This window comes from Cupriavidus nantongensis (assembly GCF_041726985.1).
GTDB classification, from domain to species: Bacteria; Pseudomonadota; Gammaproteobacteria; order Burkholderiales; family Burkholderiaceae; genus Cupriavidus; species Cupriavidus nantongensis_A.
On the sequence record NZ_CP168302.1, the window covers coordinates 613,587 to 639,535 of the forward strand.

Here is a 25,949-nt window from a genome sequence, read left to right on the forward strand (position 1 = left end):
TGCGGGGCGATTCGGTAAGTTCAGGGGCTGGTCAGACCCGGTTCCAGTCGAAGGCGGCCTTGTCGCCCTTGCCGTAGACCTTCAGCGCGCCCTTGTCGCCGACCGCGTTGGGGCGCTGGAAGATCCAGTTCTGCCACGCGGTCAGGCGGCCGAAGATGCGCGTGAACATGTTTTCCTGGCCGTTGAAGCGCAGGTTGGCCTCCATGCCGGTCAGCGCGTCGGGCGACATCGCCACGCGCTCTTCCAGCGCGATGCGCACTTCGTCGGTCCAGTCGATGTCGTCCGGGTTGGCGGTGACCAGGCCCAGCGCGTAGGCGGCGTCGGCATCGAGTGGCTGCCCCGCCCTGGCGCGCACGGCATCGAGCGCGGGCTGCTCGTCGTAGAAGCGGCGGCCCAGGCGGCTCTGGCCGGTGGCCATCGGGTACAGGCCGAAGTTGACGTCGGCCACGGTGATCTTGGGCGCGCGCGCCTCGTCGTCGGGCAGCGCCAGGTGGTAGCTGCGGTCGCACGCCAGCGCCAGTTCCAGGAAGGTGCCGGCAAAGCACGAATCCGGCTCGATCAGCGCGAACAGGCTGCGCGACGACACGTCCAGCCGGCTCAGCGTGCGGCGCAGCAGGCCGATGGTCTCGCGCACCAGCCAGTGATCCTGGTGCGCCAGCAGCGTGGCATCGTTGGCCAGCACCGCGGCGGCGTCGCCGCTGGTCTTGATCAGCCAGGTGCCGATGTCGAGCTCGTTGGTGCGCATCGACAGGATCGCATCTTCCAGCTCGCGCGCCAGTTGCAACGGATACCAGCCGGCGCCGGCCGCGACAATGGCTTCAATGTCTTGCGGCTGTGCGCCGGTGGGTGCCTTCACCGTGAAGGTGGCGGTGCGGCCGGCCCGGTCGATTTCGACCGTGACGTGCGTATAGCGCAGCGCATCGGCTTCGATCACGCGCTCGATCGGCGCGAGCGCGACGCCCTGCGCATCGGCCGGGCGGTCGCTCTGCGCGGCCAGCGCCAGCGCGCGTTCGCGCACCTTCTGCGCAAACACCGCGGGCTTGGCGATATCGTCGACCAGGCGCCAATCCTTGGCGCGCTGGCCGCGCACGCCTTCCGTGGTGGTGCAGAAGATATCGGCGAGGTCATGGCGCACATGGCGCTTGTCGGTCACACGGGTCAGGCCCCCGGTGCCCGGCAGCACGCCCAGCAGCGGCACTTCCGGCAGGCTCACCGCCGACGAGCGGTCGTCCACAAGCAGGATCTCGTCGCAGGCCAGCGCCAGCTCGTAGCCGCCGCCGGCGCAGGCGCCGTTGACCGCGGCCAGGAACTTCAAGCCGCTGTGCGCGGAGGAATCCTCGATGCCGTTGCGGGTCTCGTTGGTGAACTTGCAGAAGTTGACCTTCCACGCATGGCTGCTGACGCCCAGCATGAAGATGTTGGCGCCGGAGCAGAACACCTTGTCCTTGCCGCTGGTGATGACCACGGTGCGCACTTCCGGATGCTCGAAGCGAATGCGGTTGAGCGCGTCGTTCAGTTCGATGTCGACGCCGAGGTCGTAGCTGTTGAGCTTGAGCTTGTAGCCGGGGCGCAGGCCGGCGTTCTCGTCGATATCCACCGCCAGCGTGGCGACGGGACCGTCGAATGCCAGCTTCAGGTGCTTGTATTGGGAGGGATCGGTCTGGTAGTCGACGCGGGGGGCGGTGGTCACGGCGGGGTCTCCTCTGCGAAACTGCACTATTGTGCATCAACGAACATCTGATTTGAACGCACTATAGTTCATGCACGGGGTTTTTCGCAAGCACTATTGTGCTGATTGCAGAAGACGAGGCCAGGAGTGCCCTCCGCGCACTCTTATTGCGCCAGTCCCGTCACACCGGCATGCGCAGGCTAGGGAACAGGGTTCCTCTCAGACCATTTCCAGCCGCGATGCTTCGCCCATGCTGCAGCTCCGTGCCCGGGTTAACCCAGACTTCTGCAATATAGTGCTTGACATGATTTCTACGCGGCCCTATTTTTCGTTCATGCACAATAATGCATGGCGCCAGTGAAGGTAACTGGCGCATAAGACGGAGCCCCCTTCCCTATGACCCCCACCGAATTCCGCAGCCAGATCGCGCAGCTCACCGCGCAACTGGCCGGCCGCCCGCTCGACGCGGCGCTCGATGACTGGCTCAACGCCGAGCACGGCGCCGGCAGCCCCACCTACCGGCAGTTGATGGCGTCATGCCAGTCCGGCGTGGCCGAAGGCTGGCTGTGCGACCGCGAAGGCGGCGGCATCCGCTACGGCCGCGTGTTCAAGCCCGCCGACGACCTGCATGGCTTTTCGGTCGATGTGGTCGACATGCGGGACATCGCCGGGCCGCACCACACCCATCCCGATGGCGAGATCGACCTGATCATGCCGCTCGACGGCGACGCGCGCTTCGACGGCCGCCCCGCCGGCTGGCTGGTGTGCCCGCCGGGCAGCGCCCATCGCCCCACCGTCAGCAACGGCCGCGCGCTGGTGCTGTACCTGCTGCCGCAAGGCCGCATCGACTTCACGCGCTGAGAGCCACCATGACCGAACTCCTTTCCAATTACCTGGGCGGCACCTGGCAGCATGGCAGCGGTGCCGGCACCGCGCTGTTCGACCCGGTGCTCGGCAACGAACTGGTGCGCGTAGACGCCACCGGCCTGGACCTGGCCGCCGGCTTCGCCTTCGCCCGCGAGCAGGGCGGCGCCGCGCTGCGCGCGCTGAACTACCGGCAACGCGCCGCGCTGCTGGCCGAGGTGGTGAAGGTGCTGCAGGCCCATCGCGATGCCTATTACGACATCGCCACCGCCAACAGCGGCACCGTGCGCAACGACTCCGCGGTCGACATCGATGGCGCCATCTTCACGCTGGGCACATACGCCAGGCTGGGCGATACGCTCGGCGACCGGCATTTCCTTGCAGACGGCGAAGCGGCGCGGCTGGGCAAGGACCCGCTGTTCCAGTCGCAGCATGTGCTGGTGCCCACGCGCGGCGTGGCGCTGTTCATCAACGCCTTCAACTTCCCCGCCTGGGGCCTGTGGGAGAAGGCCGCGCCGGCGCTGCTGGCGGGCGTGCCGGTGATCGTCAAACCCGCCACCGCGACGGCCTGGCTGACCCAGCGCATGGTGCGCGACGTGGTCGAGGCCGGGGTGCTGCCGGCCGGCGCGCTGTCGGTGGTGTGCGGCAGCGCCGCGGGGCTGCTGGACGCGCTGCAGCCGTTCGACGTGGTGTCGTTCACCGGTTCGGCCGACACCGCGGCGGTGATCCGCTCGCATCCGGCCATCGCCCGGCGCTCGGTGCGCGTGAACATCGAAGCGGACAGCATCAATGCCGCCGTGCTGCTGCCGCAGGACGGCCCCGGCAGCGCCGCCTTCGACCTGCTGGCAAAGGAAGTCGTGCGCGAGATGACAGTCAAGTCCGGCCAGAAATGCACCGCGATCCGGCGCGTGTTCGTGCCCGAGGCGCTGTACGCCGAAGCCGCCGAGGCCATCGGCGCGCGGCTGTCCAAGGTAACCGTGGGCAATCCGCGCCACGATTCGGTACGCATGGGCGCACTGGTCAGCCGCGCGCAGTTCGACGCGGTGCAGGCGGGGCTGGCCGAGTTGCGCACGCACGCGCAGGTGCTGCATGACGGCGCGCGCCAGCCGCTGGTCGATGCCGACCCGGCGCTGGCCTGCTGCATCGGCCCGACGCTGCTGGGCGTGACCGATGCCGACGCGGCCGCCGCGGTGCACGACACCGAAGTGTTCGGCCCGGTCGCCACGCTGCTGCCCTATCGGGATACGGCCCATGCCCTCGACCTGGTGCGCCGTGGCCAGGGCTCGCTGGTGGCCTCGCTCTATGGCAGCGACGCGGCCGCGCTCGGCGCCGCCGCGCTGGAGCTGGCAGACAGCCATGGCCGCGTGCATGTGATTTCGCCCGACGTGGCGCAGCTGCACACCGGCCACGGCAACGTCATGCCGCAATCGCTGCACGGGGGCCCGGGCCGCGCCGGCGGCGGCGAAGAGCTGGGCGGCCTGCGCGCCCTGCACTTCTATCACCGCCGCAGCGCCATCCAGGCCAGCACCGCGGTGCTCGGCAGCCTGGCCTGACCCTGGCCTGAGCGATCCGGCCACCGCTTTCCCGCGCCGCCACATCCGCATGGCGGCGCGCGGCACACCGTACACCAGCAACAGGGGAGACAACCCATGAACGCCACGCCCGCAGCGCCACCGGTCCGGCCACCCGGCACCCCCTTCAACTTTGCCGCGTACCTGCTCGAGTGCAATGCCGCGCGCCCCGGCAAGGTGGCCTATGTCGACGACGACGGCCAGCTCACCTATGGCGAACTCGAGCAGCGCGTGCGGCGCCTGGCTGCGGCGCTGCTCGGCGCCGGCATCCGCCGCGAAGAGCGGGTGTTGCTGCTGATGCACGACTGCACCGACTGGCCGGTGTGCTTTCTCGGCGCGATGTACGCCGGCATCGTCCCCGTCGCCGTCAACACCTTGCTGACCGCCGACGACTACGCCTACATGCTGCAGCACAGCCGCGCCCAGGCGGTGCTGGTGTCGGCCGCGCTGTTGCCGGTGCTGCAGGACGCGCTGGCGCGGCCCGGGCATGAGGTGCGGCAGGTGCTGGTATCGCGTGCGCAGGCAGCATTGCCCGACGGCATGGCGACGCTGGAAACTGCGCTGGCCGCGCAGGCACCGTTGCCGGCGCCCGCCGCCACCGGTTGCGACGATCCCGGCTTCTGGCTCTACTCGTCGGGCTCGACCGGCCAGCCCAAGGGCGTGGTGCACAGCCACGGCAACCCGTACTGGACCGCCGCGCTCTATGCCGGGCCAGTGCTCGGCCTGACCGAGCAGGATGTGTGCTTCTCCGCTGCCAAGCTGTATTTCGCCTACGGGCTCGGCAACGCGCTCAGCTTTCCGCTCAGCGTCGGCGCCACGGTGGTGCTGATGGCCGAGCGGCCCACGCCCGATGCCACCTTCCGTCGCTGGCTGCAGCACCAGCCGACGGTGTTCTTCGGCGCGCCGACCGGCTATGCCGGCCTGCTCGCGTCGCCGGCGTTGCCGGCCCGCGCCGAGGTGGCACTGCGGCTGTGCTCGTCGGCCGGCGAAGCGCTGCCGGCGGACCTCGGCGAGCGCTTCACCGCGCATTTCGGCTGCGAGATCATCGACGGCATCGGCTCGACCGAGATGCTGCATATCTTCCTGTCCAACCGCCCCGGCCAGGTGCGCTACGGCACCACCGGCTGGCCGGTGCCGGGCTACGCCATCGAGCTGCGCGACGAAGACGGGCGCCCCGTGCCCGACGGCGAGATCGGCGACCTGTATATCCAGGGCCCCAGCGCCGCGATGATGTACTGGGCCAACCGCGAGAAGTCGCGCGAGACCTTCCGCGGCGGCTGGACCAAGAGCGGCGACAAGTACGTGCGCAACGCCGATGGCAGCTACAGCTACGCCGGGCGCAGCGACGACATGCTCAAGGTCAGCGGCATCTATGTGTCGCCGTTCGAGGTCGAGGCCACGCTGGTGCAGCACCCCGCGGTGCTCGAAGCCGCCGTGATCGGCGTGCCGGACCACGACGGGCTGGTCAAGACCAAGGCCTTCGTGGTGCTGAAGGCCGGCGCGCAGCTGGGCGAGGACGAACTGAAGACCTTCGTCAAGGAACGCCTGGCCGCCTTCAAGTACCCGCGCGCGATCGCCTTCGTCGAGGCGCTGCCCAAGACCGCCACCGGCAAGATCCAGCGCTTCATGCTGCGCGAACGAGAACTGCAGGCCGCCGCAGAGCGTGCCGCCGCGGTGGCGTGAGCGGCAACGCCGCCCCTGCCGCCACCCCAACCATCTGGAGACAAAGCATGCGTCAGATCGATGTCCACCAGCTGGCCGACACGGCCCGCTTCAACCGCTTCCATGCGCTGATCCTGTTCTGGTGCGCGCTGATCATCATCTTCGACGGCTATGACCTGGCCGTTGCCGGCATCGCGCTGCCGTCGATCATGAAGGAGATGGGCGTGAGCGCCACCAGCGCTGGCTTCATGGTCAGCTCGGCGCTGTTCGGCATGATGTTCGGCGCGATCTTTCTGGGCACCGTGGCCGACCGCATCGGCCGCCGGCGCGCCATCGCCATCTGCATCGCGCTGTTCAGCGTGTTCACCGCGGCGGCCGGCCTGACCAGCGATCCGGTCAGCTTCAGCGTGACGCGCTTCCTCGCGGGGCTGGGCATCGGCGGGGTCATGCCTAACGTGGTGGCGCAGATGACCGAGTACTCGCCGCGCAAGCTGCGCGGCACGCTGGTCACGCTGATGTTCAGCGGCTATTCGGTTGGCGGCATGCTGGCCGCGCTGCTGGGCAAGGGGCTGATCGAAAGCTACGGCTGGCAGTCGGTATTCCTGGCGGCCGGCCTGCCGGTGGTGCTGATCCCGCTGGTGCTGCGCGCGCTGCCGGAGTCGATGCCCTACCTGATCCGCACCGGCCAGACCGCCGCGCTGCAATCCGTGGTATCGCGCCTGGTGCCCTCGCATCGCTCGCAAGCCGGCGACGTCTTTACGCTGGCTGCGGACGACAAGGCCGGCAGCACGCCGATCCGCCGCCTGTTCCAGGACGGCCGCGGCATCAGCACGGTGATGTTCTGGGTCGCGTTCTTCATGTGCCTGTTCATGGTCTACGCGCTCAGCTCATGGCTGGCCAAGCTGATGGCGGGCGCTGGCTACAGCCTGGGCTCGGCGCTGACCTTCGTGCTGGTGCTGAACTTCGGCGCGATGCTCGGCGCCATCGGTGGCGGCTGGCTGGCCGACCGGCTGCCGATCAAGCACGTGCTGATCGGCATGTATGCGCTGGCGGCGGTGTCGATCACGCTGCTCGGCTATCCGATGCCCAGCGCCGCGCTGTTCGTGGTGGTGGGCCTGGCGGGTGCATCCACCATCGGCACGCAGATCGTCACCTACGCCTACGCGGGCCAGTTCTACCCGATGGCGGTGCGCGGCACCGGCATTGGCTGGGCCTCGGGCGTGGGCCGCAGCGGTGCCATCCTGGCGCCGATCGTGATTGGCGTGCTGGTGGGGATGTCGCTGCCGCTGCAGCAGAACTTCATGGCCATGGCGATCCCGGCGGTGATCGCGGTCGGTGCGGTGTCGATGATCAACCACCGCAGGTCGGCCTCGGCACAGGCGGAGGTCGCTGCGCCGGTGCGGACGGCTGTGCGGGAGGCCTGAGGGATATTGCTTGTGACTTGAGTCCTCCCGCATGCCCATTGTTTGCTCCCTCTCCCGCTTGCGGGAGAAGGGAGCAAACCAGCAGCTTGCCAAAGGTTTTTGGCTCTACTGGACGCCCTTCACCGTCGTATAAGCAGTGATCAGGTTGCGGTAGTCCGGAATATGGTTCGAGAACAGCGTGCCGAGGCCTTCGATGTCGTTGCGCCAGTCGCGGTGCAGCTCGCAAGCCACGCCGAACCACGTCATCAGCTGCGCGCCGGCCTCTGACATCCGCCGCCACGCCGAATCGCGCGTGATTTCGTTGAAGGTGCCCGAGGCGTCCGTCACGACGAACACTTCAAAGCCTTCTTCGATCGCCGACAGCGCCGGGAAGGCCACGCATACCTCGGTAACCACGCCGGCGATCAGCAACTGCTTCTTGCCGGTAGCGCGCACGGCCGCGACGAAGTCCTCGTTATCCCAGGCATTGATCTGGCCCGGGCGCGGAATGAACGGCGCATCCGGGAACATGGCCTTCAGCTCGGGCACCAGCGGTCCGTTGGGACCATCCTCGAAACTGGTGGTCAATACCGTCGGCAGCTTGAAGTACCTGGCCAGGTCGGCCAGCGCCAGCACGTTGTTCTTGAACCTGTCCGGCTCGATGTCCCGCACCAGCGACAGCAGGCCGGCCTGGTGGTCGACCATCAGCACGGCGGCCTGGGTCTTGTCCAGGCGCTTGTAGGGCTTACTCATGGCACGCTCCTGTGGAGAAATTGCGGGCGCTGCAAGGGATCCCTTGCAGCGCCCGCGTTGAGAGGCAGTGCCTACAGGTTAGGACGTTAACGCTGGGAGTCCAGTACCTCGTTGTTCTTCTGGACTTCCTGCGCCTTCATGTAGCTTTCGATCAGCAGCTGGTAGGCCGGGAAGATCTTGGTATAGACCTCGGCCCATTGCTGCGCGTCCGGGCGGTTCCAGCTCTGCTGCAGCTCCGACGCCACCGCGGCGGTGTCCATCGGCACCACGCCGGCCTGGACGATGCGCGCCAGCGTGATTTCCTGTGCCATCTTGGAATAGGTGCCGGAAGCGTCGACCACCGCAAAGACCTTGTAGCCATCAGCGACAGCGCTGATCGAGGGGAACGCCATGCACACGCTGGTGATGGTACCGGCGATGATCAGGGTCTTCTTGCCGGTTTCACGCACGGCGGCGACGAAGTCGGGGTTGTCCCAGGCGTTGATCTCGCCCTTGCGCGCGACGTATTTGGCATGCGGTGCGTTTTCATGGATCTCGGGGATCAGCGGGCCGTTGGGGCCCTGCGGCACCGAAGCGGTGGTGATCACCGGCAGCTTGGACAGCGTCGCCATCCTGGCCAGCGCGGCGGCGCGCAGGCGCAGTTCGGGCATCGGCATGTCGCCCACGGTCTGGAACAGGCCACTCTGGTGGTCGATCAGCAGCATTGCCGTGTCGGCGGGATCGATGGCCGGACGCTTGCCGTTGAAATTGGCGGGTGTGGTCATTTGGCATTCTCCTATGCGGTTGGCAAAACCGGCGGACCGGACCATCCGGAACCGACCGTGTTGCGCAAGCATAGGACTTGGCAAATGTGCCCGGTAGACCGGAAAATCTGCCCTCAGCGTCCTACTGGCAGGACGACAGGAGCGGCCTTTGCATCCGGACCTCAATGACCTGTACTACTTCGCGCAGGTGGTCGACCACCAGGGCTTTGCCCCGGCCGGCCGCGTGCTGGGCATCCCCAAGTCCAAGCTCAGCCGGCGCGTGGCGCTGCTGGAAGAGCGCCTGGGGGTGCGCCTGATCCAGCGCTCGACGCGGCGCTTCTCCGTAACCGAACTGGGACAGACCTATTACGCCCACTGCAAGGCCATGCTGGTCGAGGCCGAGGCCGCCGAGAGCGCGATCGAGCAAAGCCGCGCCGAACCCAGCGGGCTGGTGCGCATGACCTGCCCGGTGGCCCTGCTGCATGCGCACGTGGGCGTGATGGTGGCCGACTTCATGGCGGCCAATCCCAAGGTCATCGTGCACCTGGAGGCCACCAACCGGCGCGTCGACGTGGTGGCCGAGGGCATCGACCTGGCCGTACGCGTGCGCGTGCCGCCGCTGGAAGACAGCGACCTGGTGATGCGCGTGCTGGCCCAGCGCGCCTGGTGCTTTGTCGCCAGCCCGGCGCTGCTGGCCAGGCACGGACCGCTGCTGGCGCCGGCGGACCTGAATGCCCTGCCCACGCTGGACCTGGGCCCGCCGCGCCCATCGCACACCTGGTCGCTATACGGGCCCGACGGCGCCAGCGCCGACCTGCACCACAAACCCAGGCTGGTCACCGACGACATGATCATGCTGCGCACCGCGGCAGTGGCCGGCGCGGGCGTCGTGCAGCTGCCGGTGATGATGATGACCGACGAGCTGCGCGATGGCCGCCTGGTCAAGGTGCTGCCGGAATGGACGGTCAAGGGCGGCGTGATCCACGCCGTGTTTCCGTCGCGGCGCGGGCTGCTGCCGTCGGTGCGCGAGCTGATCGATTTCCTGTCGCAGCGCTTCGCGCAGATCAACGAATCCTGAGAGCGGCGGCGCGCCCCGCGCCACGGGCAGTGGCCGTCACGCGGGCAGCCTTGGCCTGAAAGTGGTATCATCGGCGTTCCCATGTGCAGACCGGACCGGCAACGCCCGCCCTCTGTGCATCTGCCGCAGATCTCTCTGCTGTAAGCACCTCAGTAGCGGCATATCAGCGCAAAGCCGGGCCAACACCGGCTGCGTCTTGGGCCGACGGCCCATCACCCTTTTCCGACCAGCGGCTGGTCCGCTCCGCGACGATCGCCCGTACCCGGCCCCGGTACGCCGGCGCCTCGGCTTGCGCAGGCATGGTCCACTTCACGCCAGATGCAACGCCCGTGCTGCCGCGCGAGGCCGATGCTGGCACATCGCAACGGCTGACGGCCGCCACCGCGCACGCGCCGCATCGGCATGCCGATGCCCGCGCTGCCCACGGCCGCGCCCATGAACAGGTAACACATTGAATCGAGTCAACTCCATCCAGCACAGCCCTTATACCGTTTCCGTCTATCCGATCGAGCAGGAACCGGGCCTCTGGTTCGCGACCTACATGATTGCGGAATACCGCAATGGCGCCGAACGCATCGTGGCCAACGTGGCCATGCGCCATGACACCCATCGCTCCGAAGCCCGCGCCAGGCAGGCAGCCCGCCGCGCGGGCGAACATGCCGCAGCCCGCCTGCACCAGCAGTAGGCCGCGTCGCAAGCCGCCTCGTAATCCCATCCCATCGGCCCGCCACTAACCGGCTGGCCGCCACCACGGCACGCGCACTAGCCGCGCGGCTACAGCAAGGAGCTCCCTTGGCAAAAGAAGAACTGGTCGAATTTGGCGGCAAGGTGTCGGAAGTGCTGCCCGACAACCGCTTTCGCGTGATCCTGGAAAACGGCTTCGAAGTCTGGGCGTATTCGTCCGGGCGGCTGAAGAAGAACCGCATCCGCGTACTGGCAGGCGACCGCGTCACGCTGGAGATGTCGCCCTATGACCTGACCAAGGGCCGCATCAACTACCGGCACAAGTCCTAGCCGGCACCACTTCGCCATGGCATGCGCCGCGCCGGCGCGTGCCATCCCGCAACGCTCCATCCCTCAATCAAGGAGAACCGATCATGTCCGTCATCGAAGAATGGGAAGCCCTGCACCTGACGCCGGAAGGCTGGCAGCCGGGCAGCTACCGCCATGCGCCATGGCAGGCGGTGGAAATCGCACCGCCCGCGGCGGGCGTGCTGACCGTCAGGCGCCACGTGACGGCCACCTATTGCGGTCCGTCGCGCGCGGTGGAAGACCGTACCCCGGAGATCACGGACATGGCGCTGATCGAAGCGCTGCTGGAGCGCCACGGCGACCCCGTGTTCCGGATCTGACGCCAGCCGGCGCTCCGCGCAGCCGCTACCGTTTCCGCTGGCGCACTGGCACGTCAGCCAAGCACGCGCACATGCGGCCGGGCCGTCCTGAGCCCGGCGCCGACTGTGCGCAACTCGCCGTCCCATGGGACGGCGGCCAGGTCCAGCACATAATCGCCCTCACGCGCCTTGTCGTGCAGCTGGTCGCGCACCACCTGGCCGATGGCCAGCCGGCACAGCGCCTCGCCGCTGGTGGCAAGCTGGCCGCGCAATGCGGCCGGGTCGGTCAGCACGCCGAACGAACGCCGCCCCACGCCGACGAAGCTGGTGAACAGCACGCCGGTGGGACGCTCGGCATCGATAAAGCAGATGGCCACGTGATAGGTGATGCCTTTGCCCTCGCCGGGCAACGTGCATAGAAAACCGGATGATCCCGTACGCATGTCCATGAACGGACTCCTTGCAGTCTGACGGATGACGCCGCGCGCCTCCGGTTGCGCAACGGGCCGGATCGACCGGCACGCTGCATACACCGGCGCCCTTCAGCAGCGCCCTACAGCGACGCCACGGATTCGCCGGCAACCAGCCCGTTGATGATGTCTTCGCCGAACCGCAGCGCGCCGCGGCGCGCCGAGCCGATGTTCTCCCAGCGCGACTGCCCCAGCGGGAACACGCGTGCATGGTCCTCGCCCGGGCGGTAGCCTTCGCGGCAGATCACGATCGAAGCCTGGAAACTGTTGTCGGGCCGGGTGCGTGGCCAGGCCTGCTCGGGCCGGTTGCGGTAGACCAGCGGGTACAGGTCAAAACCCTTGTAGCTGGCAAAGGGCGTGGTGCCGGGAACATTGTTGCCGGGACTGCGGCTGGGAGTGCTGTCGCTCACGACGGCTCCATGCGGCATCGCGCCGCGTTGATGGGAAGGGAAATGCGAACCGGTGCCGGCTTTCGCTCAGGACGCCGGCAATCCGGACGAGGTTACCGACACGCCGGGCACCGCGCCGTTGATGATGGCTTTGGCATAGCGCAGCGCACCACGGCGGGCGCCGCCGACGTTGTCCCACGGCGTGGCATCCAGGCGAAACGTGCGCGCCTGCGCGCCTTCGGGTGACTCGCCCTCGAGGCAGATCACCACCGCCGCATCGAACGAGCGGTCGGGCCGCGGCTCTGGCCACACGCGCGTGATGGTGTGCTTGTACACCAGGGGATATAGGTCATACCCCTTGTATGTCGCAGCGGGATAGATATCCATGGAAGCCTCCGGCGCAATCGTGGTGTTGCCCCCACTCTACGCCTGTTACCCGCCGCGCAGTGGCTTTATTTCGCCATCAACCCGGCATCATGCCGGCAAAATAAAAAAGCTCCGCCGCAGCGGAGCTTTTCTTATCAAACTGGCGCCGGGGCGCTCAGCTCAACTCGGTTCGACGCGCTCAGATCGGCTCGATCTTGGTCGCGGCCGGGCCCTTCTGGCCGACGCCGGCGACGTAACGCACCTTCTGGCCTTCTGCCAGCGACTTGAAGCCGCTGCCCTGGATTTCGGAGAAGTGCGCGAACAGGTCGTTGCCGCCTGCATCAGGCGTAATGAAGCCAAAACCCTTCGAATCGTTGAACCACTTGACGGTACCGGTTTCCATGTTGGATTCCTCAATAAGTTTTTCTCACCGGCAAATAGCGCTGGCAAGGCATGACGATCAAGGAAGAACAAGGAGAAAAAGTGGCGCCGTGTGGGCAAGCACCTGGACTTCTAGATTGCTGCTTGAAAGATCCTGCACCGACCCTTATACAGGTCGCCCCCTGCCGTGTCAACGAACTTCGCCGGATCGCTGTCAAATCGCGCCGAAAGTGCGGGGTGAGGGTCTTCCCCTCCTGCACGCGGCATGCATGCTACAGTGGCCCATCGAACGGAACGCTACGGATGACACTCTGCACTGCCTGCCAGGCCATTGAACGCCATGTGCGCGGCGCCCCCGGGCATGCCGCGCTGCGCATCACCGACACCCGACGCATCAAGCCGCCGCGCTCGGCGGCCATCACCATCAGCAGCTTTGTGTGCCAGGATTGCGGCGCCCTGTGGACCTACCGCGACCAGAAGAGCGGCCCGGAACAAGGCTGGGACCTGCCCGCGCAAACGCCGCAGCAATAGACGAAGCCGCGGCGCAAACAAAAAACCCCGGACCAGGGTCCGGGGTTTTGCTCACGCGCGGTCCGCAACGCGGGCCGACTGCGCTCAGGCTGCCACCGAAGCCAGCGCGGCGTTCAGCGTCTGGCTCGGGCGCATCGCGGCGCTGAGCTTGGCCGCGTCCGGCTGGTAGTAGCCGCCGATGTCGACCGGCTGGCCCTGCACCGCGGCGAGTTCGCCGACGATCTTCTGCTCGTTGTCGGTCAGCGTCCTGGCCAGCGGCGCGAACTTGGCAGCCAGTTCCGCGTCGTCCGACTGCGCGGCCAGTTCCTGGGCCCAGTACATCGCCAGGTAGAACTGGCTGCCGCGGTTGTCCAGCTCGCCGGTCTTGGGCGACGGGCTCTTGTTGTTGTCGAGCAGCTTGCCGGTGGCGGCATCCAGCGTCTTCGCCAGGATCTTGGCCCGGGCATTGCCGGTCTTGATGCCGACGTCTTCCAGCGACACCGCCAGCGCCAGGAACTCGCCCAGCGAATCCCAGCGCAGGTGGTTTTCTTCCACCAGCTGCTTGACGTGCTTCGGCGCCGAGCCGCCTGCGCCGGTTTCATACATGCCGCCGCCGGCCATCAGCGGCACGATCGACAGCATCTTGGCGCTGGTGCCCAGCTCCATGATCGGGAACAGGTCGGTCAGGTAGTCGCGCAGGATGTTGCCGGTCACCGAGATCGTGTCCAGGCCGCGGATCACGCGCTCCAGCGTGTAGCGCATGGCGCGCACCTGCGACATGATCTGGATGTCGAGGCCGCTGGTGTCGTGGTCCTTCAGGTACGTTTCCACCTTCTTGATCAGCTCGGCTTCGTGCGGGCGGTACGGGTCCAGCCAGAACACCGCCGGCATGCCCGAGTTGCGCGCGCGCGTGACGGCCAGCTTGACCCAGTCGCGGATCGGCGCGTCCTTGACCTGGCACATGCGCCAGATGTCGCCCTGCTCGACGTTCTGGGTCAGCAGCACTTCACCGGTGGCCAGGTCGACGATGTTGGCGACGCCGTCTTCGGCGATCTCGAAGGTCTTGTCGTGCGAGCCGTATTCCTCGGCCTTCTGCGCCATCAAGCCGACGTTGGGCACGGTACCCATGGTGGTCGGGTCGAAGTTGCCGTTGGTCTTGCAGAAGTTGATGATCTCCTGGTAGATCCGGGCGAAGGTGCTTTCCGGGATCACCGCCTTGGTGTCCTTCGGACGGCCGTCGGCGCCCCACATCTTGCCGCCGATGCGGATCATGGCCGGCATCGAGGCATCGACGATCACGTCGTTGGGTGCGTGCAGGTTCGAGATGCCCTTGGCCGAGTCCACCATCGCCAGTTCCGGGCGATGCTCGTGGCAGGCGTGCAGGTCGCGGATGATCTCTTCGCGCTTGGAGCTGGGCAGCGACTCGATCTTCTCGTACAGGTTGACCAGGCCGTTGTTGACGTTGACGCCCAGTTCGTCGAACAGCGCGCCGTGCTTGGCGAAGGCTTCCTTGTAGAAGATCTTGACCGCGTGGCCGAACACGATGGGGTGCGACACCTTCATCATGGTCGCCTTGACGTGCAGCGACAGCATCACGCCGGTCTTGCGCGCGTCTTCGAACTGCTCTTCATAGAAGGCGCACAGGGCCTTCTTGCTCATGAACATGCTGTCGATGATCTCGCCGTCCTGCAGCGACACCTTGGGCTTGAGCACGATGGTCTTGCCGCTCTTGGTGATCAGCTCCATCTTGACGTCGCGCGCGCGGTCCAGCGTCATCGACTTTTCGCCGTGGTAGAAGTCACCGTGCTTCATGTGCGCCACGTGCGTGCGCGAGGCCATGCTCCACTCGCCCATGCTGTGCGGGTGCTTGCGCGCGTAGTTCTTGACCGCGGCTGGGGCCCGGCGGTCGGAGTTGCCTTCGCGCAGGACCGGATTCACGGCCGAGCCCAGGCACTTGGAATAGCGCTTCTGGATCGCCTTTTCTTCGTCGGTCTTGGGGTCTTCCGGATAGTCGGGCACCTTGTAGCCCTTGCCCTGCAGCTCGCGGATGGCGCTGACCAGCTGGTGCACCGAGGCCGAGATGTTCGGCAGCTTGATGATGTTGGTGTCCGGCAGCTGCGTCAGCTTGCCCAGCTCTGCCAGGTTGTCCGGCACGCGCTGCGCTTCGGTCAGGAATTCGGGGAACTCGCCCAGGATACGGCCGGCGACCGAGATATCGCTGGTGGTCACGTTGATGCCGGCCGGCTTGGTGAAGGTCTGGATGATCGGGAGGAACGCACTGGTCGCCAGCAGCGGGGCTTCGTCGGTCAGCGTGTAGATGATGGTGGGTTGCTGGGTACTCATTGCTTCTCTCAGATCCTCTATCGGTGGGTGGGACTTCTGCCTGCCGGGTCACGGTCAGGGCAACAAACTAGGCGAAAAGTAGAATTTTGCCTCAGTTTGCTTTCAGGAATCTGAAAACCACCGCATCCGGGGCGGCAATCGGGCAGAAATTTGGCTAGGCACCCGGCTTGCGGCGCCGGATGGCGTTCGTTGCACCTGAACGGTGCCGTTACGCGGCGGCTCTGATATTTGGGGACAGGCAAGCGCCCGCAGACTGGCCGGCAAGTGCAACCGACGGATCACATCCGCACTGAGGGCGCGTTGCCCTCTCCCTCGGGGGAGAGGGAAAAAACGGCAGCTGGCCCGTCAGGCCGCCAGCCTGAACGTCGCCACCGCCTCCTTCAGCCGCTGCGCCTGTTCCTCCAGCGAACCCGCCGCCGCCGCGGCCTCTTCCACCAGTGCCGCGTTCTGCTGCGTCACCGTGTCCATCTGCGTCACCGCCTGGTTCACCTGCTCGATGCCCGAGCTCTGCTCGGCCGACGCGGCGCTGATCTCGCCCATGATGTCGGTCACGCGCCTGACCGCGGCGACGATCTCTTCCATGGTCTGGCCCGACTGCGTCACCAGCATCGAGCCCTTCTCGACGCGATCGACCGAATCGCCGATCAGCGCCTTGATCTCCTTGGCCGCGGTCGCGCTGCGCTGCGCCAGCGTGCGCACTTCGCCAGCCACCACGGCGAAGCCACGGCCCTGCTCGCCGGCGCGCGCGGCTTCCACCGCGGCGTTGAGCGCCAGGATATTGGTCTGGAACGCAATGCCCTCGATCACGGCGATGATGTCGACCACCTTCTTCGACGCGCCGTTGATCTCTTCCATGGTCTCGGCCACCTTGCCCGCGACTTCACCGCCCTTGGCGGCGATATCCGAGGCGTTGACCGCGAGCGTGCTGGCCTGGCGCGCGTTGTCGGCGTTCTGGCGCACGATGCTGGTCAGCTCTTCCATGCTGGCCGCGGTCTGCTGCAGCGACGAGGCCTGTTCCTCGGTGCGCTGCGACAGGTCGGTGTTGCCGGCCGCGATCTGGCTGGTGCCCGACACGATCGACTCGGTGCCGGCGCGCACCTGGCGCACGATGCGCAGGATGTTGGCATTCATGTCAGCCAGTGCCTGCAGCAGCTGGCCGGTTTCGTCGCGGCTGTCGACGTCGATGCGGCTGGTCAGGTCGCCCGAGGCCACGGTGCGCGCCACCGCCACGGCGCGATGCAGCGGACCCGTGATGCCGCGTGTCAGCCAGAACGCGAACGCAATGCCGATCCCCAGCACCACCACGCCCAGCCCGATCAGGCTGTTGCGTGCGTTGACGTAGATGGCGTTGATCTCGCGCGCGGTGGCGTCGATGCTGGCGCGCTGGATGTCGAGCAGCTTCTGGATCTCGGCCAGGTAGGCGTCGCCGGCGGGCACGAACTCCTGCTCCAGCACCTGGTTGGCTTCCTCGGTCAGCCCTTCCTGCTTGAGCCTGGTGATCTTGTCGCGGCCGTTGTTGTAGGGGTCGCGCACGCTCAGGATCTTCTGGAACGCGGCCTTTTCCTGCTCGGAGCCGAGCATCGGCTGCAGCTTGTCGCGCAGCTGCGCAATGCCTTCGATCGATGCCTTGGTCTCGGCGGCAAAGAACTGGCCCAGCGACGGGTCGGCGCTGCGCGCCACCGCCGTGGTGCGGCGCACGCTGGTATGCATGAGGCGGTACCAGTCGCTGACCAGCCGCTCTTTGGTCAGCGGCTGCTGCATCATCGCGTGGGTGCGCTCGGCCACCTGCTGCAGGCGCAGCATGCCCAAGCCCGTCATCAGCGCCGCAAGCAGCAATACCACCCCAAAACCGATGCCGAGGCGAACCCCGATACCTAGATTCTTCATTTCTTCTACCTGATTAGCATTGGTCATGGCGAAGTGCTGCCGCACCTGAAACGGCTCGGCGCAACGCTCTTCGCTCTCATCGTCCGCGGGCGGGCCGGGTCGGGCCATACGCACAGGCGGGCTATGGATGCCAACGGCAGCGGCGACGGTAACTTTAGGGTCTTCCTCGATTGACGGCCAGTAGTGTGCGGATACCGGCTATAGTGGACAGGATCCCGGCCAAAGGGCACGCCATCCCCGCCGCCGGCCGACCTGCCAGTCCTTCCACCAGGAGACCCAGCATGGCCACGCCTCCCAATCCCTTTGCCGATTTCACCAGGATGATGGAACAGTTCCGCCTGCCGGGCGTGGACATGAGCGCGGTGATCGAAGCGCGCCGCAAGGACATCGAGGCCCTGACCGAGGCCAACCGGCTGGCCTATGAAGGCATGCAGGCCATCGTGAGGAAGCAGCAGGAAATCTTCGCCCAGACCATGCAGCAATTGCAGGCGGCCGCGCAGCAGTACGGCACGGCGGGCAATCCGGCCGAGGCCATGGCCCGGCACAGCGAGTTCGTGCAACAGCAGCTGCACCAGGCGCTGGAGAACATGCGCGCGCTGGCCGAGACCGCGCAGAAGGCGCAAGCCGAGGCGCTTGCCGTGATCAGCAAGCGCGCCGAACAGAACGTGCAGGAGGCTGGCGAAATGCTCCAGCCGAAAACGAAATCCCGCGGCTAGCGCCGCTCGGGGACGACCTGGCCCACCGCCTCGACCAGGCGGGCATGCGCGGCCAGGTCCACCGGCCGGTGCTTGATTTTGGCACTGGCCGGGTTGTTGCCCAGGTAGTTGCCGTTCTTCCAGTCCTGCGCCGGCCTCACCGGCCGAGGCGCAAACCCGCCGCCGCAGTTCGGGCAGACATTGCCGAGCAGCTCGACGCAGCCCGCGCAAAAGGTGCATTCGAACGAGCAGATGCGCGCTTCGGTGGAATCCGGCGGCAGGGGCTTGTTGCAGTGTTCGCAGCCTGGTCTGAGTTCCAGCATGGCGCTCGCTTCCTGATTTTGTGAACGGTTTTGGAATCCCGGTATCGTAGCCGGATTCCGCACGCGCGGGTCAGCTGACCTGCCCTGCCTGCTGCTGCGCGCCGATCCCCCGCCACGCCTTCGACCGCTGGGCGCGCTGGCCGATGCTGGCATGGCCGCCCGGAAGATTCTTCCTTCTCCGCAGACATCTCGCCACCGTGTGCAGCCATGGCTGCACACCATTGCTGAATACGCGAACGCCGCCAGCGCGGCCGGGTCGCTAACCTGAAGCACATCTACTGCAATGAGAATTATTTTCATCCATGCGATGTGCTCACCCCTGGAGGCCTTGCCGCGGACAGTCCGCCCTGCAACGCCACACCATCACGTTCCTGGCGCTGGCACTTGGACAGGGTAGCTACGCCACGGCAGTCGAGCCGCCGGTGCGCTCATGGAAGGCGATGCGCGATGACGGCGTAGTCCGGCAACAGTATGACTATTCGTGCGGCGCCGCGGCACTGGCCACGCTGCTGCGGCACTACTACGGCGAAGCGGTCAGCGAGGCCGACGTCCTGAAACAGATCTCCGCCAAAGGCCCGGCCACGCTCAGCACCCTGTCGGCCGCGGCAACGCATTTTGGCTACGAAGCGCGCGGCTATGCGCTGTCGCTCGAGGCCCTGCGGCAGATCAACGTGCCTGCTATCGTGTTTCTCCACGTCGGTAACGACAATCACTTTTCCGTCCTGCGCAGTATCGATGCGCATTCGGTGGAACTAGCCGATCCTTCGCTAGGCAATCGCATCTACAGCACTACGGATTTCCTGAGGCTGTGGACCACCCGGCTGAGCCGGGACTATCCCGGCCGCGCCTTGATCGTGATGCCGCGCGACGCAAGGCGGGCCGCAAATCCGGCCTTCATGCGGCCGATTCCAGCCCGGTTCGGGGGCCTGGCTCTGAGACCGTTCCTCCCATGATCCGGCGCCTGACACGCGTAGCCACCGCCGCGGCGGCATTGGCCCCATGCCCGGCGTGGTCGCAAATCGTACCCACGCTGGAAGATTTGCTGACGGCACAGAACCGGTGGCGCGCCGAAGCTGGTCTGTCCTACTTCAACCAGGAAGGGAGCAGCACCGCGGCACGTGGTCCGATCTATATCCAGGTCGGACCCAACATCATCCCCGTGGCGACCGGTGTCGTGCCGAAGAAGCGCAATGTCGATTCGCTGGTGGCCTATGCCGGCATGCGCTACGGCTACTCCGCGAATACGGAACTATCGTTTTCCGGCACCGGCTCATACACGAGTGAGCGGACGCTGTTCGAGGGCATCCAGCAGGAATCCAGCCATAGCACCAGGTTTTCCAGCCTGTCCCTGGCCATCAGTCACCGCCTGCTCAAGGAGCAAGGCAGCCCCGGCCTGGTCGCCTTCCTGGAAACTGGCGCGGTGGAACATACCGGCGATGCCGCCTCGTACTTCAGCAGCTTCACCGCCGGCGGCACGCTGTATCGCTCCATCGATCCGGTCGTGCTCAGCCTGAACGCCTCCTATCGCCTGAACTTGCCGCGACATGACGGCGCCGCCAGGCCAGGCAATGTGTTGATGCTCACGCCGCAGGTGGGCTTTGCTGCCAACGAGGCCGTCACGCTCTACGGCGGCATGAACTGGCAATTGCAGCAGGCAGAAAGCAACCCGCAAGGACTGCCCGCGCAACGCAGCACGCAAACCGCAATGGTCTTTGGCCTGGGCTATCGCGCCAGCGACCGGACCACCATTTCACTTAGCGGCAACGCCAATATCAGCGGCCGCGGGGGTGCGCAGATCACGCTCGGTACGGTAGTAAAGCTGGGCGCCATGCCCGCAAGGGAACGTTTGCAATAACTCGCTTTGAGCTAAGGAGAACATCCATGGATCTGGTTCAGAAGACCCTGGCCGCGGTTGCGCTGGCCGGCCTCGGCGGCACGGCTTGCGCCGGGGCGGTGACATTCGAAGAGATCGAGCGTGCGGACACCGTGTCAGGCCGGTACATCAGCCATCTGTCGGCGACGGAAATGGAATCGGTGGAAGGGTCGGTGGCACCGGTCGTCATTGCCGGTGTTGCGGCGGCGGCCGGCGCGATCGCCAATGGCGGGTTCTATTGGGTGAATACGCCCAACCCCACCGCAGCCGGACTGGCGTGGAACGCGGGAACGGGCTTCACCTCCGGCTTCCTGGGTGGCATCGCGTCAAGCTTGCCAAGGATAGGTACCGTGCTGGTAACCGGCGCCGCGCCGTTTATCCCTACACTCCCCCAGCCGCCGCTGCAGAAATGCGGCGCTGCCGGGCTGGCTTGCTGACGCACGTCAGGTTAACGGGCCGGCGCCATCGCCGCCGGCCGCCCAGTACCTTTCATGGACATGGACTCAGGCATGACTGACTACGAAAGGCTTCAGACGCTCTGCAACGGCCTGGTCTTCTTCTATCTTGTGCCAAGGTACCTGCTGTTCCCGTCCCTGTATGCCGAGCGCTATCTGCGCACGGCGATGATATTGTGCGCAGCGCTGGCAGCAAACTTTCTGGTGCTGTGGCAGAGCCTCGGCGGCGAAGCCGCGCCAACGCTCTACCGCGCATGCTTCGGCCCGGTGATGAGCCTGCTGATGGCACTGCTCCACTGCAAGATCGAGAAAGATAATCCAGGCTACTTCACCAGTCCGGAGCATCGCAGATGACAGGCAACCCGATCGCAGGCCTCCAGCTCACCGTCCCCGGCATCGCCATGTTCGGCTACACCGTCATCGTGCTCATCGTGCTGGCGCCAAGGTATTGTTTCATCCCGGCGCTTTACCGGCGCCTGTATGGCTGGGCGGCCGCTGCGCTGGCCGGCGTACTGGCGCTCAACCTTTGCGTCTATTCCGTGCTGATGCCGGGCAGGCCGCGCTTACCGCTCGATGAAGCGTTCGCGGGTGCCTGCCTGAGCTTGTGCCTGTCGCTGCTGCTATGCCATCGGGCCAGGACTCGCCGCTCCCCTGACGCGGCCATAACCCGGCCGCCGGCAAACTGATCGGGGGATGTCCGGACATGGACGCATTGCCGGTCCTCGGCGGACCCCTCCTGCTGAAATCACTCTACCTGTGCTTCGTCTTCCTGTACGTCGTCCCACGGCTGCTGGTACGCCCGTATGTGGAAGACCGCCATTACCTGCATGCAGCCGTGGCGCTGGGAGCCGTCTGGGGCACGAACTACCTGTTCCTGCGTTACATGTTGCCGCGCGGACTGGAGATTGCCCCAGATGGTGCAAACCCGGTTCCCTTGCTGATCCTGTGGATATCGCTGGCCGCGCGCCGGGCCTGGATGGCAGAGCAGCGCGGACGGCAATCGTAGCCGCCTGTGATAGCGGCCGGCATGTCGCCGGCCGCCGCTTTCACGTCAGATCACGCCTTGCGCCAGCATGGCGTCGGCCACCTTGACGAAGCCGGCGATGTTCGCGCCTTCGACGTAGTTGATGTAGCCGTCCGCCTTCTGGCCGTGGTGGATGCAGTTCTGGTGGATGTCCTTCATGATCGCGTGCAGCTTCTCGTCGACCTCGGCATGGTGCCAGGACAGGCGCATCGCGTTCTGCGACATCTCCAGGCCCGAGGTCGCCACGCCGCCGGCATTGCTGGCCTTGCCCGGCGCGTACAGGATCTTCGCGTCGACAAAGCGGTCCACCGCCTCCAGCGTCGACGGCATGTTGGCGCCTTCGGCCACGCAGATCACGCCGTTGCCCAGCAGGGTCTCGGCGTCGTTGCCGTCGAGTTCGTTCTGGGTGGCGCATGGCAGCGCCACGTCGGCGGGCACGTGCCAGGGCGTGCGGCCGGCTTCGAAAGTCATGCCCTGGCGGGCGGCAAAGTCCGACAGGCGGCCGCGCTCTTCGTTCTTGAACGCCATGACTTCGGCCAGCTGCTCGGTGGTCATGCCCTGCGGGTAGTGCAGCACGCCGCCGGAGTCGGACAGCGTCAGCACCTTGGCGCCCAGCTCGATTGCCTTCTCGGCCGCGTACTGCGCCACGTTGCCCGAGCCCGAGATCAGCACGCGCAGGCCGTCGAAGCCGCGCCCGCGACGGTGCAGCATTTCCTGGGCGAAGTAGACGGTGCCGTAGCCGGTCGCTTCCGGGCGCATCAGGCTGCCGCCGTAGGCCAGGCCCTTGCCGGTAAACACGCAGGCCGACTGGTTCGACAGCTTCTTCATCATGCCGGCCATGAAGCCGACCTCGCGCGCGCCCACGCCGATGTCGCCGGCCGGGATGTCGGTATCCGGGCCCAGGTGGCGGTACAGCTCGGTCACCAGCGCCTGGCAGAAGCGCATCACCTCGGCGTCGGACTTGCCCTTGGGATCGAAGTCCGAGCCGCCCTTGCCGCCGCCCATGGGCAGCGTGGTCAGCGCGTTCTTGAAGGTCTGCTCGAAGCCCAGGAACTTCAGCACCGACAGGTTCACGGTCGGGTGGAAGCGCATGCCGCCCTTGTACGGGCCGATGGCCGAGCTGTGTTGCACGCGGAAGGCGCGGTTGACCTGCACGCGGTTCTGGTCGTCGGTCCATGCCACGCGGAACTGGATCACGCGCTCCGGCTCCACCAGCCGCTCGAGCAGGGCCTGGTCGGCGTAGCGCGGATTTCGCTCGACGAACGGCCACAGCGTCATCATGACTTCCTTCACGGCCTGGAGGAATTCGGGTTGATTGGGGTCGCGGCGGGCTACCCCCGCCAGAAATGCTTCAAGGGAAGGAGAATTCACGGATGTCTCTTGCTGTGCTGGAGTGGCTGGATCCGGCAGCCTTGCCGGCTGGATGCCGGTCTGCGGTGCCGTCTGGCGTTGCGCCGATGGAAGGTGGGTCGCCTCCGGTTTATCGGACGGGCACGGCTGACCGTGCCGGTCCGACAACCCAGCACTTTAGCACCGCCATGGGGCACACGACAGTCAAAACACCTGTGACAGCGGCGTCAAAGCCGCATTTTGGTGCGAGGACGGACGGATTTGCGTGCGATCAGCGGACATGGCGGCTCAATAAAACACCGTCGTTCCCGCGAAGGCGGGAACCCATTGACTTCATCCCCGAAGGGGACGTGAAAGACGCTGGATTCCCGCCTTCGCGGGAATGACAGGCTTAGGGCAGCACGTTACGCAATCAGCAGCTTGTTGCCCCGTTCCTTCAGCGCCGCGCCCAGCTCCGGCTCCGGCGCCATGTCGGTAATCACCCAGGCGGCCAGCTCCGCATGCTTGATGGTGACGCCGGTGTTGCGGCCGAACTTGGTGTGGTCGGCGACCACGCAGGCCACGTCGGCCGCCAGCAGCATGCGGCTGCGCAGCTCCGCCGCGGCACGCGAGAAGTCACAGATCTCGCCGCGCGGGGTGATACCGCCGATGCCGATAAAGGCGAAGTCGGTGTGGTAGCGCGACAGCTGTTCGATGGTGTCCCAGCCGTGGGTGGCATCTTCGTTGTCCTGCAGCTCGCCGCCGAGCACGATCACGCGGTTGCCGTTGCGCCGGCCCAGCAGCTGGGCGATGGCCAGGTCGTTGGTGTAGACCAGCAGGTTGTGGTGCCCGTGCAGCGCCTGCGCCACCGCATGCGTGGTGGTGCCGTAGTCAAGGATCAGCGAGGCGCCGTCGCGCACCAGTTCGGCCGCGCGCACGCCGATGGCGCGCTTGCCCTCGGCATTGACCTGCGCGCGGGTCTGGGTATCGGGCTCGGTCCGGTCCGGCGCCAGCGCGCCGCCGTGGGTCAGCACCAGCAGCCCGCGCGTGGCCAGCGCGTTGAGGTCGCGCCGGATGGTCTCGCGCGATACGTCGAGCTCGCTCACCAGCTCGCTGATGGCCAGCGCGCCGGTCGCGGACAGCTGGTCGAGGATGTATTTCTGCCGTTGTTCGGCGAGCACGGGGACTCCGGGTGGATCGGGGACTTGGGGGCTGATTTTAGCGCAGCCTATCCTTGGCGTGCGAAGGCACCCTGCCCTGCAAACGACCGCTGGCAGGCTCCCTCTCCCGCAAGCGGGAGAGGGGAGCAAACCAGCGCCCGGGTCATGCCTTCAGTGCCTCACCCCCACGGCAACGTAATCGTCTTCAAATTGGTAAAACTCTTCGCCGCCTCCTGCACCCCCTCCTTGTACCCCAGCCCCGAATCCTTGATCCCGCCGAACGGCGTCAGTTCGATCCGGTAGCCAGGCACCTCCCACAGGTTGACGGTGCCCACATGCAGCGAATTGGCGATCCTGGTGAAGGCCTCGATATTGTTGGTGCACACCCCCGACGACAGCCCGAACGCGGTGCCGTTGGAAATCCGGATGGCATCGTCCACATCGCGGAAGGTGATGATGGGCGAGACCGGACCGAAGGTTTCCTCGCGCACCACCGTCATCGACGGGTCCACGCGATCGATCACGGTGGGCGCGTAGCTGGCGCCGTTGCGCTGGTTGCCGACCAGCAGCCGCGCGCCCTGCGCCACCGCCTCGTTGACGCGCGCCTCGAACAGCTGCGCGGCCTGCTCGTCGATGACGGTGCCCATGTCGACGCCACGGTCCATCGGGTCACCGTATTTCCACGCGCGGGTCTTCTCCACCACCAGTTCGGTAAAGCGCGCCGCCACCGCCTGGTGCACCAGCATGCGCTTGACCGCGGTGCAGCGCTGGCCGGAGTTCTTGTACGAGCCCTGCACCGCCAGGTCGGAGGCACGGTCCAGGTCGGCGTCGTCCAGCACGATCAGCGGGTCGTTGCCGCCCAGCTCCAGCACCACGCGCTTGTAGCCGGCCTTGCTGGCGATGTACTTGCCGATCGCCACGCCGCCGGTAAAGGTGACCAGGTCCACCGCCGGGTGCGTGATCAGTTCGTCGGCGATCTCGCGCGGGTCGCCGGTGATCACCTGGAACATCTGCGGCGGCAGGCCGGCTTCGTACAGCAGGTCGGCCAGGTAGAACGCCGACAGCGGCACCTTTTCCGACGGCTTGAGCACCATGCGGTTGTTGGTGGCGATCGACGGCGCCACCTTGTGCGCGACCTGGTTCATCGGGTGGTTGAACGGCGTGATCGCGCTGATCACGCCCATCAGCGGCTCGCGCTGCGTCATCACGCGGCGCTTCTTGCCGTGCGGCGTCAGGTCGCACGAGAACAGCTGGCCGTCGTCGCGCAGCGCCTCGGTGGCGGCAAAGCCCAGCACGTCGGCGACGCGGCCGATCTCGTACAGCGAATCCTTCTTGGACAGGCCCGATTCCAGCGTGATCAGGTCCGACGCCTCCTCGGTGCGCTCGCGCAGCAGGGCCGCGGCGCGGTTCAGGATGGCGGCGCGCTCGTAGCGGGTCAGCGTGGCGCGGTAGGCCTGGCCCACTTCGAAGGCGCGGCGCACGTCTTCGAGCGTGGCCTTGGGCACGGTGCCCACCAGCGCGCCGTCGAACGGATTGCGCACTTCGATCACGCGATCGCGCACGATCTTCTGGCCGTCGATGCGCAGCGCCTCGGCGCGGAAATGGGGGCTGACGGTGCCAGCGGGAAATTGGGGGGCGTTCATGAGTCTCCTCCGGTAGATGCGTGCTCA

29 protein-coding genes are annotated in these 25,949 nt (G+C 66.5%); 16 read left to right on the top strand and 13 right to left on the bottom strand.

Going from position 1 to position 25,949, the window contains the following annotated elements; all coding sequences use genetic code 11:
• Window positions 1-31: 31 nt before the first annotated feature.
• Window positions 32-1,690, bottom strand: a complete 1,659-nt coding sequence (gene boxC / locus ACEI37_RS02520) for a 2,3-epoxybenzoyl-CoA dihydrolase (RefSeq protein ID WP_373377177.1) — start codon at window positions 1,688-1,690, stop codon at window positions 32-34.
• A 375-nt stretch (window positions 1,691-2,065) separates the two neighbouring features.
• On the opposite strand from boxC, the gene ACEI37_RS02525 reads away from it, so the two are divergent.
• The 4 genes from ACEI37_RS02525 (at window position 2,066) to ACEI37_RS02540 (ending at window position 7,190) form a co-directional block, all read left to right on the top strand.
• Window positions 2,066-2,530, top strand: a complete 465-nt coding sequence (locus ACEI37_RS02525; RefSeq protein ID WP_373377178.1) for a DUF4863 family protein — start codon at window positions 2,066-2,068, stop codon at window positions 2,528-2,530.
• A gap of 8 nt (window positions 2,531-2,538) precedes the next feature.
• Window positions 2,539-4,086: a 3,4-dehydroadipyl-CoA semialdehyde dehydrogenase gene (locus tag ACEI37_RS02530; RefSeq protein ID WP_373377179.1), complete on the top strand. Its 1,548-nt coding sequence runs from the start codon at window positions 2,539-2,541 to the stop codon at window positions 4,084-4,086.
• A gap of 96 nt (window positions 4,087-4,182) precedes the next feature.
• A complete protein-coding gene (locus tag ACEI37_RS02535; RefSeq protein ID WP_373377180.1) occupies window positions 4,183-5,787 on the top strand; it encodes a benzoate-CoA ligase family protein in 1,605 nt (534 codons plus the stop codon).
• A gap of 47 nt (window positions 5,788-5,834) precedes the next feature.
• Window positions 5,835-7,190: an MFS transporter gene (locus ACEI37_RS02540; protein ID WP_373377181.1), complete on the top strand. Its 1,356-nt coding sequence runs from the start codon at window positions 5,835-5,837 to the stop codon at window positions 7,188-7,190.
• Window positions 7,191-7,295: 105 nt separating this feature from the next.
• Here ACEI37_RS02540 and ycaC read toward each other — a convergent pair whose 3' ends face one another.
• Together ycaC and ACEI37_RS02550 are read right to left on the bottom strand one after the other, a co-directional pair.
• Window positions 7,296-7,922: an isochorismate family cysteine hydrolase YcaC gene (ycaC, locus tag ACEI37_RS02545; protein ID WP_373377182.1), complete on the bottom strand. Its 627-nt coding sequence runs from the start codon at window positions 7,920-7,922 to the stop codon at window positions 7,296-7,298.
• An 86-nt stretch (window positions 7,923-8,008) separates the two neighbouring features.
• A complete protein-coding gene (locus ACEI37_RS02550; protein WP_111517116.1) occupies window positions 8,009-8,686 on the bottom strand; it encodes an isochorismatase family protein in 678 nt (225 codons plus the stop codon).
• A 148-nt stretch (window positions 8,687-8,834) separates the two neighbouring features.
• Here ACEI37_RS02550 and ACEI37_RS02555 point away from each other — a divergent pair, with 148 nt between their 5' ends.
• From ACEI37_RS02555 to ACEI37_RS02570, 4 genes are all read left to right on the top strand, one after another.
• The gene (locus ACEI37_RS02555; protein ID WP_373377183.1) at window positions 8,835-9,743 is read left to right on the top strand and encodes a LysR family transcriptional regulator; all 909 of its coding nucleotides are present in this window, start codon (window positions 8,835-8,837) and stop codon (window positions 9,741-9,743) included.
• 451 nt (window positions 9,744-10,194) lie between these two features.
• Window positions 10,195-10,428, top strand: a complete 234-nt coding sequence (locus ACEI37_RS02560) for an isochorismatase (RefSeq protein WP_373377184.1) — start codon at window positions 10,195-10,197, stop codon at window positions 10,426-10,428.
• 107 nt (window positions 10,429-10,535) lie between these two features.
• On the top strand, window positions 10,536-10,757 hold the full coding sequence (infA, locus tag ACEI37_RS02565; protein ID WP_008646230.1) for a translation initiation factor IF-1: 222 nt from the start codon (window positions 10,536-10,538) through the stop codon (window positions 10,755-10,757).
• Between the two features lie 83 nt (window positions 10,758-10,840).
• Window positions 10,841-11,095 (top strand): hypothetical protein, encoded by a 255-nt coding sequence (locus tag ACEI37_RS02570; protein ID WP_018008446.1) that lies wholly within the window; start codon window positions 10,841-10,843, stop codon window positions 11,093-11,095.
• A gap of 53 nt (window positions 11,096-11,148) precedes the next feature.
• On the opposite strand, the gene ACEI37_RS02575 is transcribed toward ACEI37_RS02570, so the two are convergent.
• The 4 genes from ACEI37_RS02575 to ACEI37_RS02590 all read right to left on the bottom strand — a co-directional run bounded on the left by ACEI37_RS02575 (window position 11,149) and on the right by ACEI37_RS02590 (window position 12,702).
• On the bottom strand, window positions 11,149-11,523 hold the full coding sequence (locus ACEI37_RS02575; protein ID WP_373377185.1) for a hypothetical protein: 375 nt from the start codon (window positions 11,521-11,523) through the stop codon (window positions 11,149-11,151).
• Window positions 11,524-11,627: 104 nt separating this feature from the next.
• Window positions 11,628-11,954: a hypothetical protein gene (locus ACEI37_RS02580; RefSeq protein ID WP_373377186.1), complete on the bottom strand. Its 327-nt coding sequence runs from the start codon at window positions 11,952-11,954 to the stop codon at window positions 11,628-11,630.
• Window positions 11,955-12,020: 66 nt separating this feature from the next.
• The gene (locus ACEI37_RS02585) at window positions 12,021-12,320 is read right to left on the bottom strand and encodes a hypothetical protein (protein ID WP_373377187.1); all 300 of its coding nucleotides are present in this window, start codon (window positions 12,318-12,320) and stop codon (window positions 12,021-12,023) included.
• A 178-nt stretch (window positions 12,321-12,498) separates the two neighbouring features.
• Window positions 12,499-12,702 (bottom strand): cold-shock protein, encoded by a 204-nt coding sequence (locus ACEI37_RS02590; RefSeq protein WP_012356438.1) that lies wholly within the window; start codon window positions 12,700-12,702, stop codon window positions 12,499-12,501.
• Window positions 12,703-12,983: 281 nt separating this feature from the next.
• Between ACEI37_RS02590 and ACEI37_RS02595 the strand changes: the two genes are divergently transcribed.
• Window positions 12,984-13,211 (top strand): hypothetical protein, encoded by a 228-nt coding sequence (locus ACEI37_RS02595; RefSeq protein ID WP_012356439.1) that lies wholly within the window; start codon window positions 12,984-12,986, stop codon window positions 13,209-13,211.
• An 84-nt stretch (window positions 13,212-13,295) separates the two neighbouring features.
• Here ACEI37_RS02595 and ACEI37_RS02600 read toward each other — a convergent pair whose 3' ends face one another.
• Window positions 13,296-15,533 (bottom strand): NADP-dependent isocitrate dehydrogenase, encoded by a 2,238-nt coding sequence (locus ACEI37_RS02600; protein WP_373377188.1) that lies wholly within the window; start codon window positions 15,531-15,533, stop codon window positions 13,296-13,298.
• Window positions 15,534-15,878: 345 nt separating this feature from the next.
• Window positions 15,879-17,420 (bottom strand): methyl-accepting chemotaxis protein, encoded by a 1,542-nt coding sequence (locus ACEI37_RS02605; RefSeq protein ID WP_373377189.1) that lies wholly within the window; start codon window positions 17,418-17,420, stop codon window positions 15,879-15,881.
• A gap of 281 nt (window positions 17,421-17,701) precedes the next feature.
• Here ACEI37_RS02605 and ACEI37_RS02610 point away from each other — a divergent pair, with 281 nt between their 5' ends.
• Complete coding sequence (locus ACEI37_RS02610; RefSeq protein WP_373377190.1) at window positions 17,702-18,136, top strand: phasin family protein; 435 nt, start codon at window positions 17,702-17,704, stop codon at window positions 18,134-18,136.
• Here the strand turns inward: ACEI37_RS02610 and ACEI37_RS02615 are convergent.
• The gene (locus ACEI37_RS02615; protein ID WP_373377191.1) at window positions 18,133-18,438 is read right to left on the bottom strand and encodes a DUF1272 domain-containing protein; all 306 of its coding nucleotides are present in this window, start codon (window positions 18,436-18,438) and stop codon (window positions 18,133-18,135) included. The genes ACEI37_RS02610 and ACEI37_RS02615 overlap by 4 nt on opposite strands.
• Window positions 18,439-18,878: 440 nt before the next feature.
• Here ACEI37_RS02615 and ACEI37_RS02620 point away from each other — a divergent pair, with 440 nt between their 5' ends.
• The 6 genes from ACEI37_RS02620 (at window position 18,879) to ACEI37_RS02645 (ending at window position 21,772) form a co-directional block, all read left to right on the top strand.
• The gene (locus ACEI37_RS02620; protein ID WP_373377192.1) at window positions 18,879-19,391 is read left to right on the top strand and encodes a C39 family peptidase; all 513 of its coding nucleotides are present in this window, start codon (window positions 18,879-18,881) and stop codon (window positions 19,389-19,391) included.
• Window positions 19,388-20,293 (top strand): hypothetical protein, encoded by a 906-nt coding sequence (locus ACEI37_RS02625; RefSeq protein ID WP_373377193.1) that lies wholly within the window; start codon window positions 19,388-19,390, stop codon window positions 20,291-20,293. Before ACEI37_RS02620 ends, ACEI37_RS02625 begins: the two co-directional genes overlap by 4 nt.
• 26 nt (window positions 20,294-20,319) lie before the next feature.
• Window positions 20,320-20,748: a hypothetical protein gene (locus tag ACEI37_RS02630; protein ID WP_373377194.1), complete on the top strand. Its 429-nt coding sequence runs from the start codon at window positions 20,320-20,322 to the stop codon at window positions 20,746-20,748.
• A gap of 72 nt (window positions 20,749-20,820) precedes the next feature.
• Window positions 20,821-21,120: a hypothetical protein gene (locus ACEI37_RS02635; protein WP_373377195.1), complete on the top strand. Its 300-nt coding sequence runs from the start codon at window positions 20,821-20,823 to the stop codon at window positions 21,118-21,120.
• Window positions 21,117-21,452 carry a hypothetical protein gene (locus ACEI37_RS02640; protein ID WP_373377196.1) on the top strand — a complete coding sequence of 112 codons (336 nt, stop codon included), beginning with the start codon at window positions 21,117-21,119 and terminating at the stop codon, window positions 21,450-21,452. The genes ACEI37_RS02635 and ACEI37_RS02640 overlap by 4 nt, the downstream gene beginning before the upstream one ends.
• 17 nt (window positions 21,453-21,469) lie before the next feature.
• Window positions 21,470-21,772 carry a hypothetical protein gene (locus tag ACEI37_RS02645; protein ID WP_373377197.1) on the top strand — a complete coding sequence of 101 codons (303 nt, stop codon included), beginning with the start codon at window positions 21,470-21,472 and terminating at the stop codon, window positions 21,770-21,772.
• A gap of 45 nt (window positions 21,773-21,817) precedes the next feature.
• On the opposite strand, the gene gdhA is transcribed toward ACEI37_RS02645, so the two are convergent.
• The 3 genes from gdhA to phnY all read right to left on the bottom strand — a co-directional run bounded on the left by gdhA (window position 21,818) and on the right by phnY (window position 25,922).
• Window positions 21,818-23,161, bottom strand: coding sequence for an NADP-specific glutamate dehydrogenase (gene gdhA, locus ACEI37_RS02650; protein WP_373377198.1), 1,344 nt, complete (start codon window positions 23,159-23,161; stop codon window positions 21,818-21,820).
• A gap of 383 nt (window positions 23,162-23,544) precedes the next feature.
• On the bottom strand, window positions 23,545-24,300 hold the full coding sequence (locus tag ACEI37_RS02655) for a DeoR/GlpR family DNA-binding transcription regulator (RefSeq protein ID WP_092310324.1): 756 nt from the start codon (window positions 24,298-24,300) through the stop codon (window positions 23,545-23,547).
• Window positions 24,301-24,458: 158 nt separating this feature from the next.
• A complete protein-coding gene (gene phnY, locus ACEI37_RS02660) occupies window positions 24,459-25,922 on the bottom strand; it encodes a phosphonoacetaldehyde dehydrogenase (protein ID WP_373377199.1) in 1,464 nt (487 codons plus the stop codon).
• Window positions 25,923-25,949: the final 27 nt, after the last annotated feature.

Coding starts and splice junctions, on each gene's coding strand:
- ACEI37_RS02525 (WP_373377178.1), top strand. CDS start 2,066: ATGACCCCCACCGAATTCCGCAGCCAGATCGCGCAGCTCACCGCGCAA.
- ACEI37_RS02530 (WP_373377179.1), top strand. CDS start 2,539: ATGACCGAACTCCTTTCCAATTACCTGGGCGGCACCTGGCAGCATGGC.
- ACEI37_RS02535 (WP_373377180.1), top strand. CDS start 4,183: ATGAACGCCACGCCCGCAGCGCCACCGGTCCGGCCACCCGGCACCCCC.
- ACEI37_RS02540 (WP_373377181.1), top strand. CDS start 5,835: ATGCGTCAGATCGATGTCCACCAGCTGGCCGACACGGCCCGCTTCAAC.
- ycaC (WP_373377182.1), bottom strand. CDS start 7,922: ATGAGTAAGCCCTACAAGCGCCTGGACAAGACCCAGGCCGCCGTGCTG.
- ACEI37_RS02550 (WP_111517116.1), bottom strand. CDS start 8,686: ATGACCACACCCGCCAATTTCAACGGCAAGCGTCCGGCCATCGATCCC.
- ACEI37_RS02570 (WP_018008446.1), top strand. CDS start 10,841: ATGTCCGTCATCGAAGAATGGGAAGCCCTGCACCTGACGCCGGAAGGC.
- ACEI37_RS02575 (WP_373377185.1), bottom strand. CDS start 11,523: ATGGACATGCGTACGGGATCATCCGGTTTTCTATGCACGTTGCCCGGC.
- ACEI37_RS02585 (WP_373377187.1), bottom strand. CDS start 12,320: ATGGATATCTATCCCGCTGCGACATACAAGGGGTATGACCTATATCCC.
- ACEI37_RS02590 (WP_012356438.1), bottom strand. CDS start 12,702: ATGGAAACCGGTACCGTCAAGTGGTTCAACGATTCGAAGGGTTTTGGC.
- ACEI37_RS02595 (WP_012356439.1), top strand. CDS start 12,984: ATGACACTCTGCACTGCCTGCCAGGCCATTGAACGCCATGTGCGCGGC.
- ACEI37_RS02600 (WP_373377188.1), bottom strand. CDS start 15,533: ATGAGTACCCAGCAACCCACCATCATCTACACGCTGACCGACGAAGCC.
- ACEI37_RS02605 (WP_373377189.1), bottom strand. CDS start 17,420: ATGAAGAATCTAGGTATCGGGGTTCGCCTCGGCATCGGTTTTGGGGTG.
- ACEI37_RS02610 (WP_373377190.1), top strand. CDS start 17,702: ATGGCCACGCCTCCCAATCCCTTTGCCGATTTCACCAGGATGATGGAA.
- ACEI37_RS02615 (WP_373377191.1), bottom strand. CDS start 18,438: ATGCTGGAACTCAGACCAGGCTGCGAACACTGCAACAAGCCCCTGCCG.
- ACEI37_RS02620 (WP_373377192.1), top strand. CDS start 18,879: ATGCGCGATGACGGCGTAGTCCGGCAACAGTATGACTATTCGTGCGGC.
- ACEI37_RS02625 (WP_373377193.1), top strand. CDS start 19,388: ATGATCCGGCGCCTGACACGCGTAGCCACCGCCGCGGCGGCATTGGCC.
- ACEI37_RS02630 (WP_373377194.1), top strand. CDS start 20,320: ATGGATCTGGTTCAGAAGACCCTGGCCGCGGTTGCGCTGGCCGGCCTC.
- ACEI37_RS02635 (WP_373377195.1), top strand. CDS start 20,821: ATGACTGACTACGAAAGGCTTCAGACGCTCTGCAACGGCCTGGTCTTC.
- ACEI37_RS02640 (WP_373377196.1), top strand. CDS start 21,117: ATGACAGGCAACCCGATCGCAGGCCTCCAGCTCACCGTCCCCGGCATC.
- ACEI37_RS02645 (WP_373377197.1), top strand. CDS start 21,470: ATGGACGCATTGCCGGTCCTCGGCGGACCCCTCCTGCTGAAATCACTC.
- phnY (WP_373377199.1), bottom strand. CDS start 25,922: ATGAACGCCCCCCAATTTCCCGCTGGCACCGTCAGCCCCCATTTCCGC.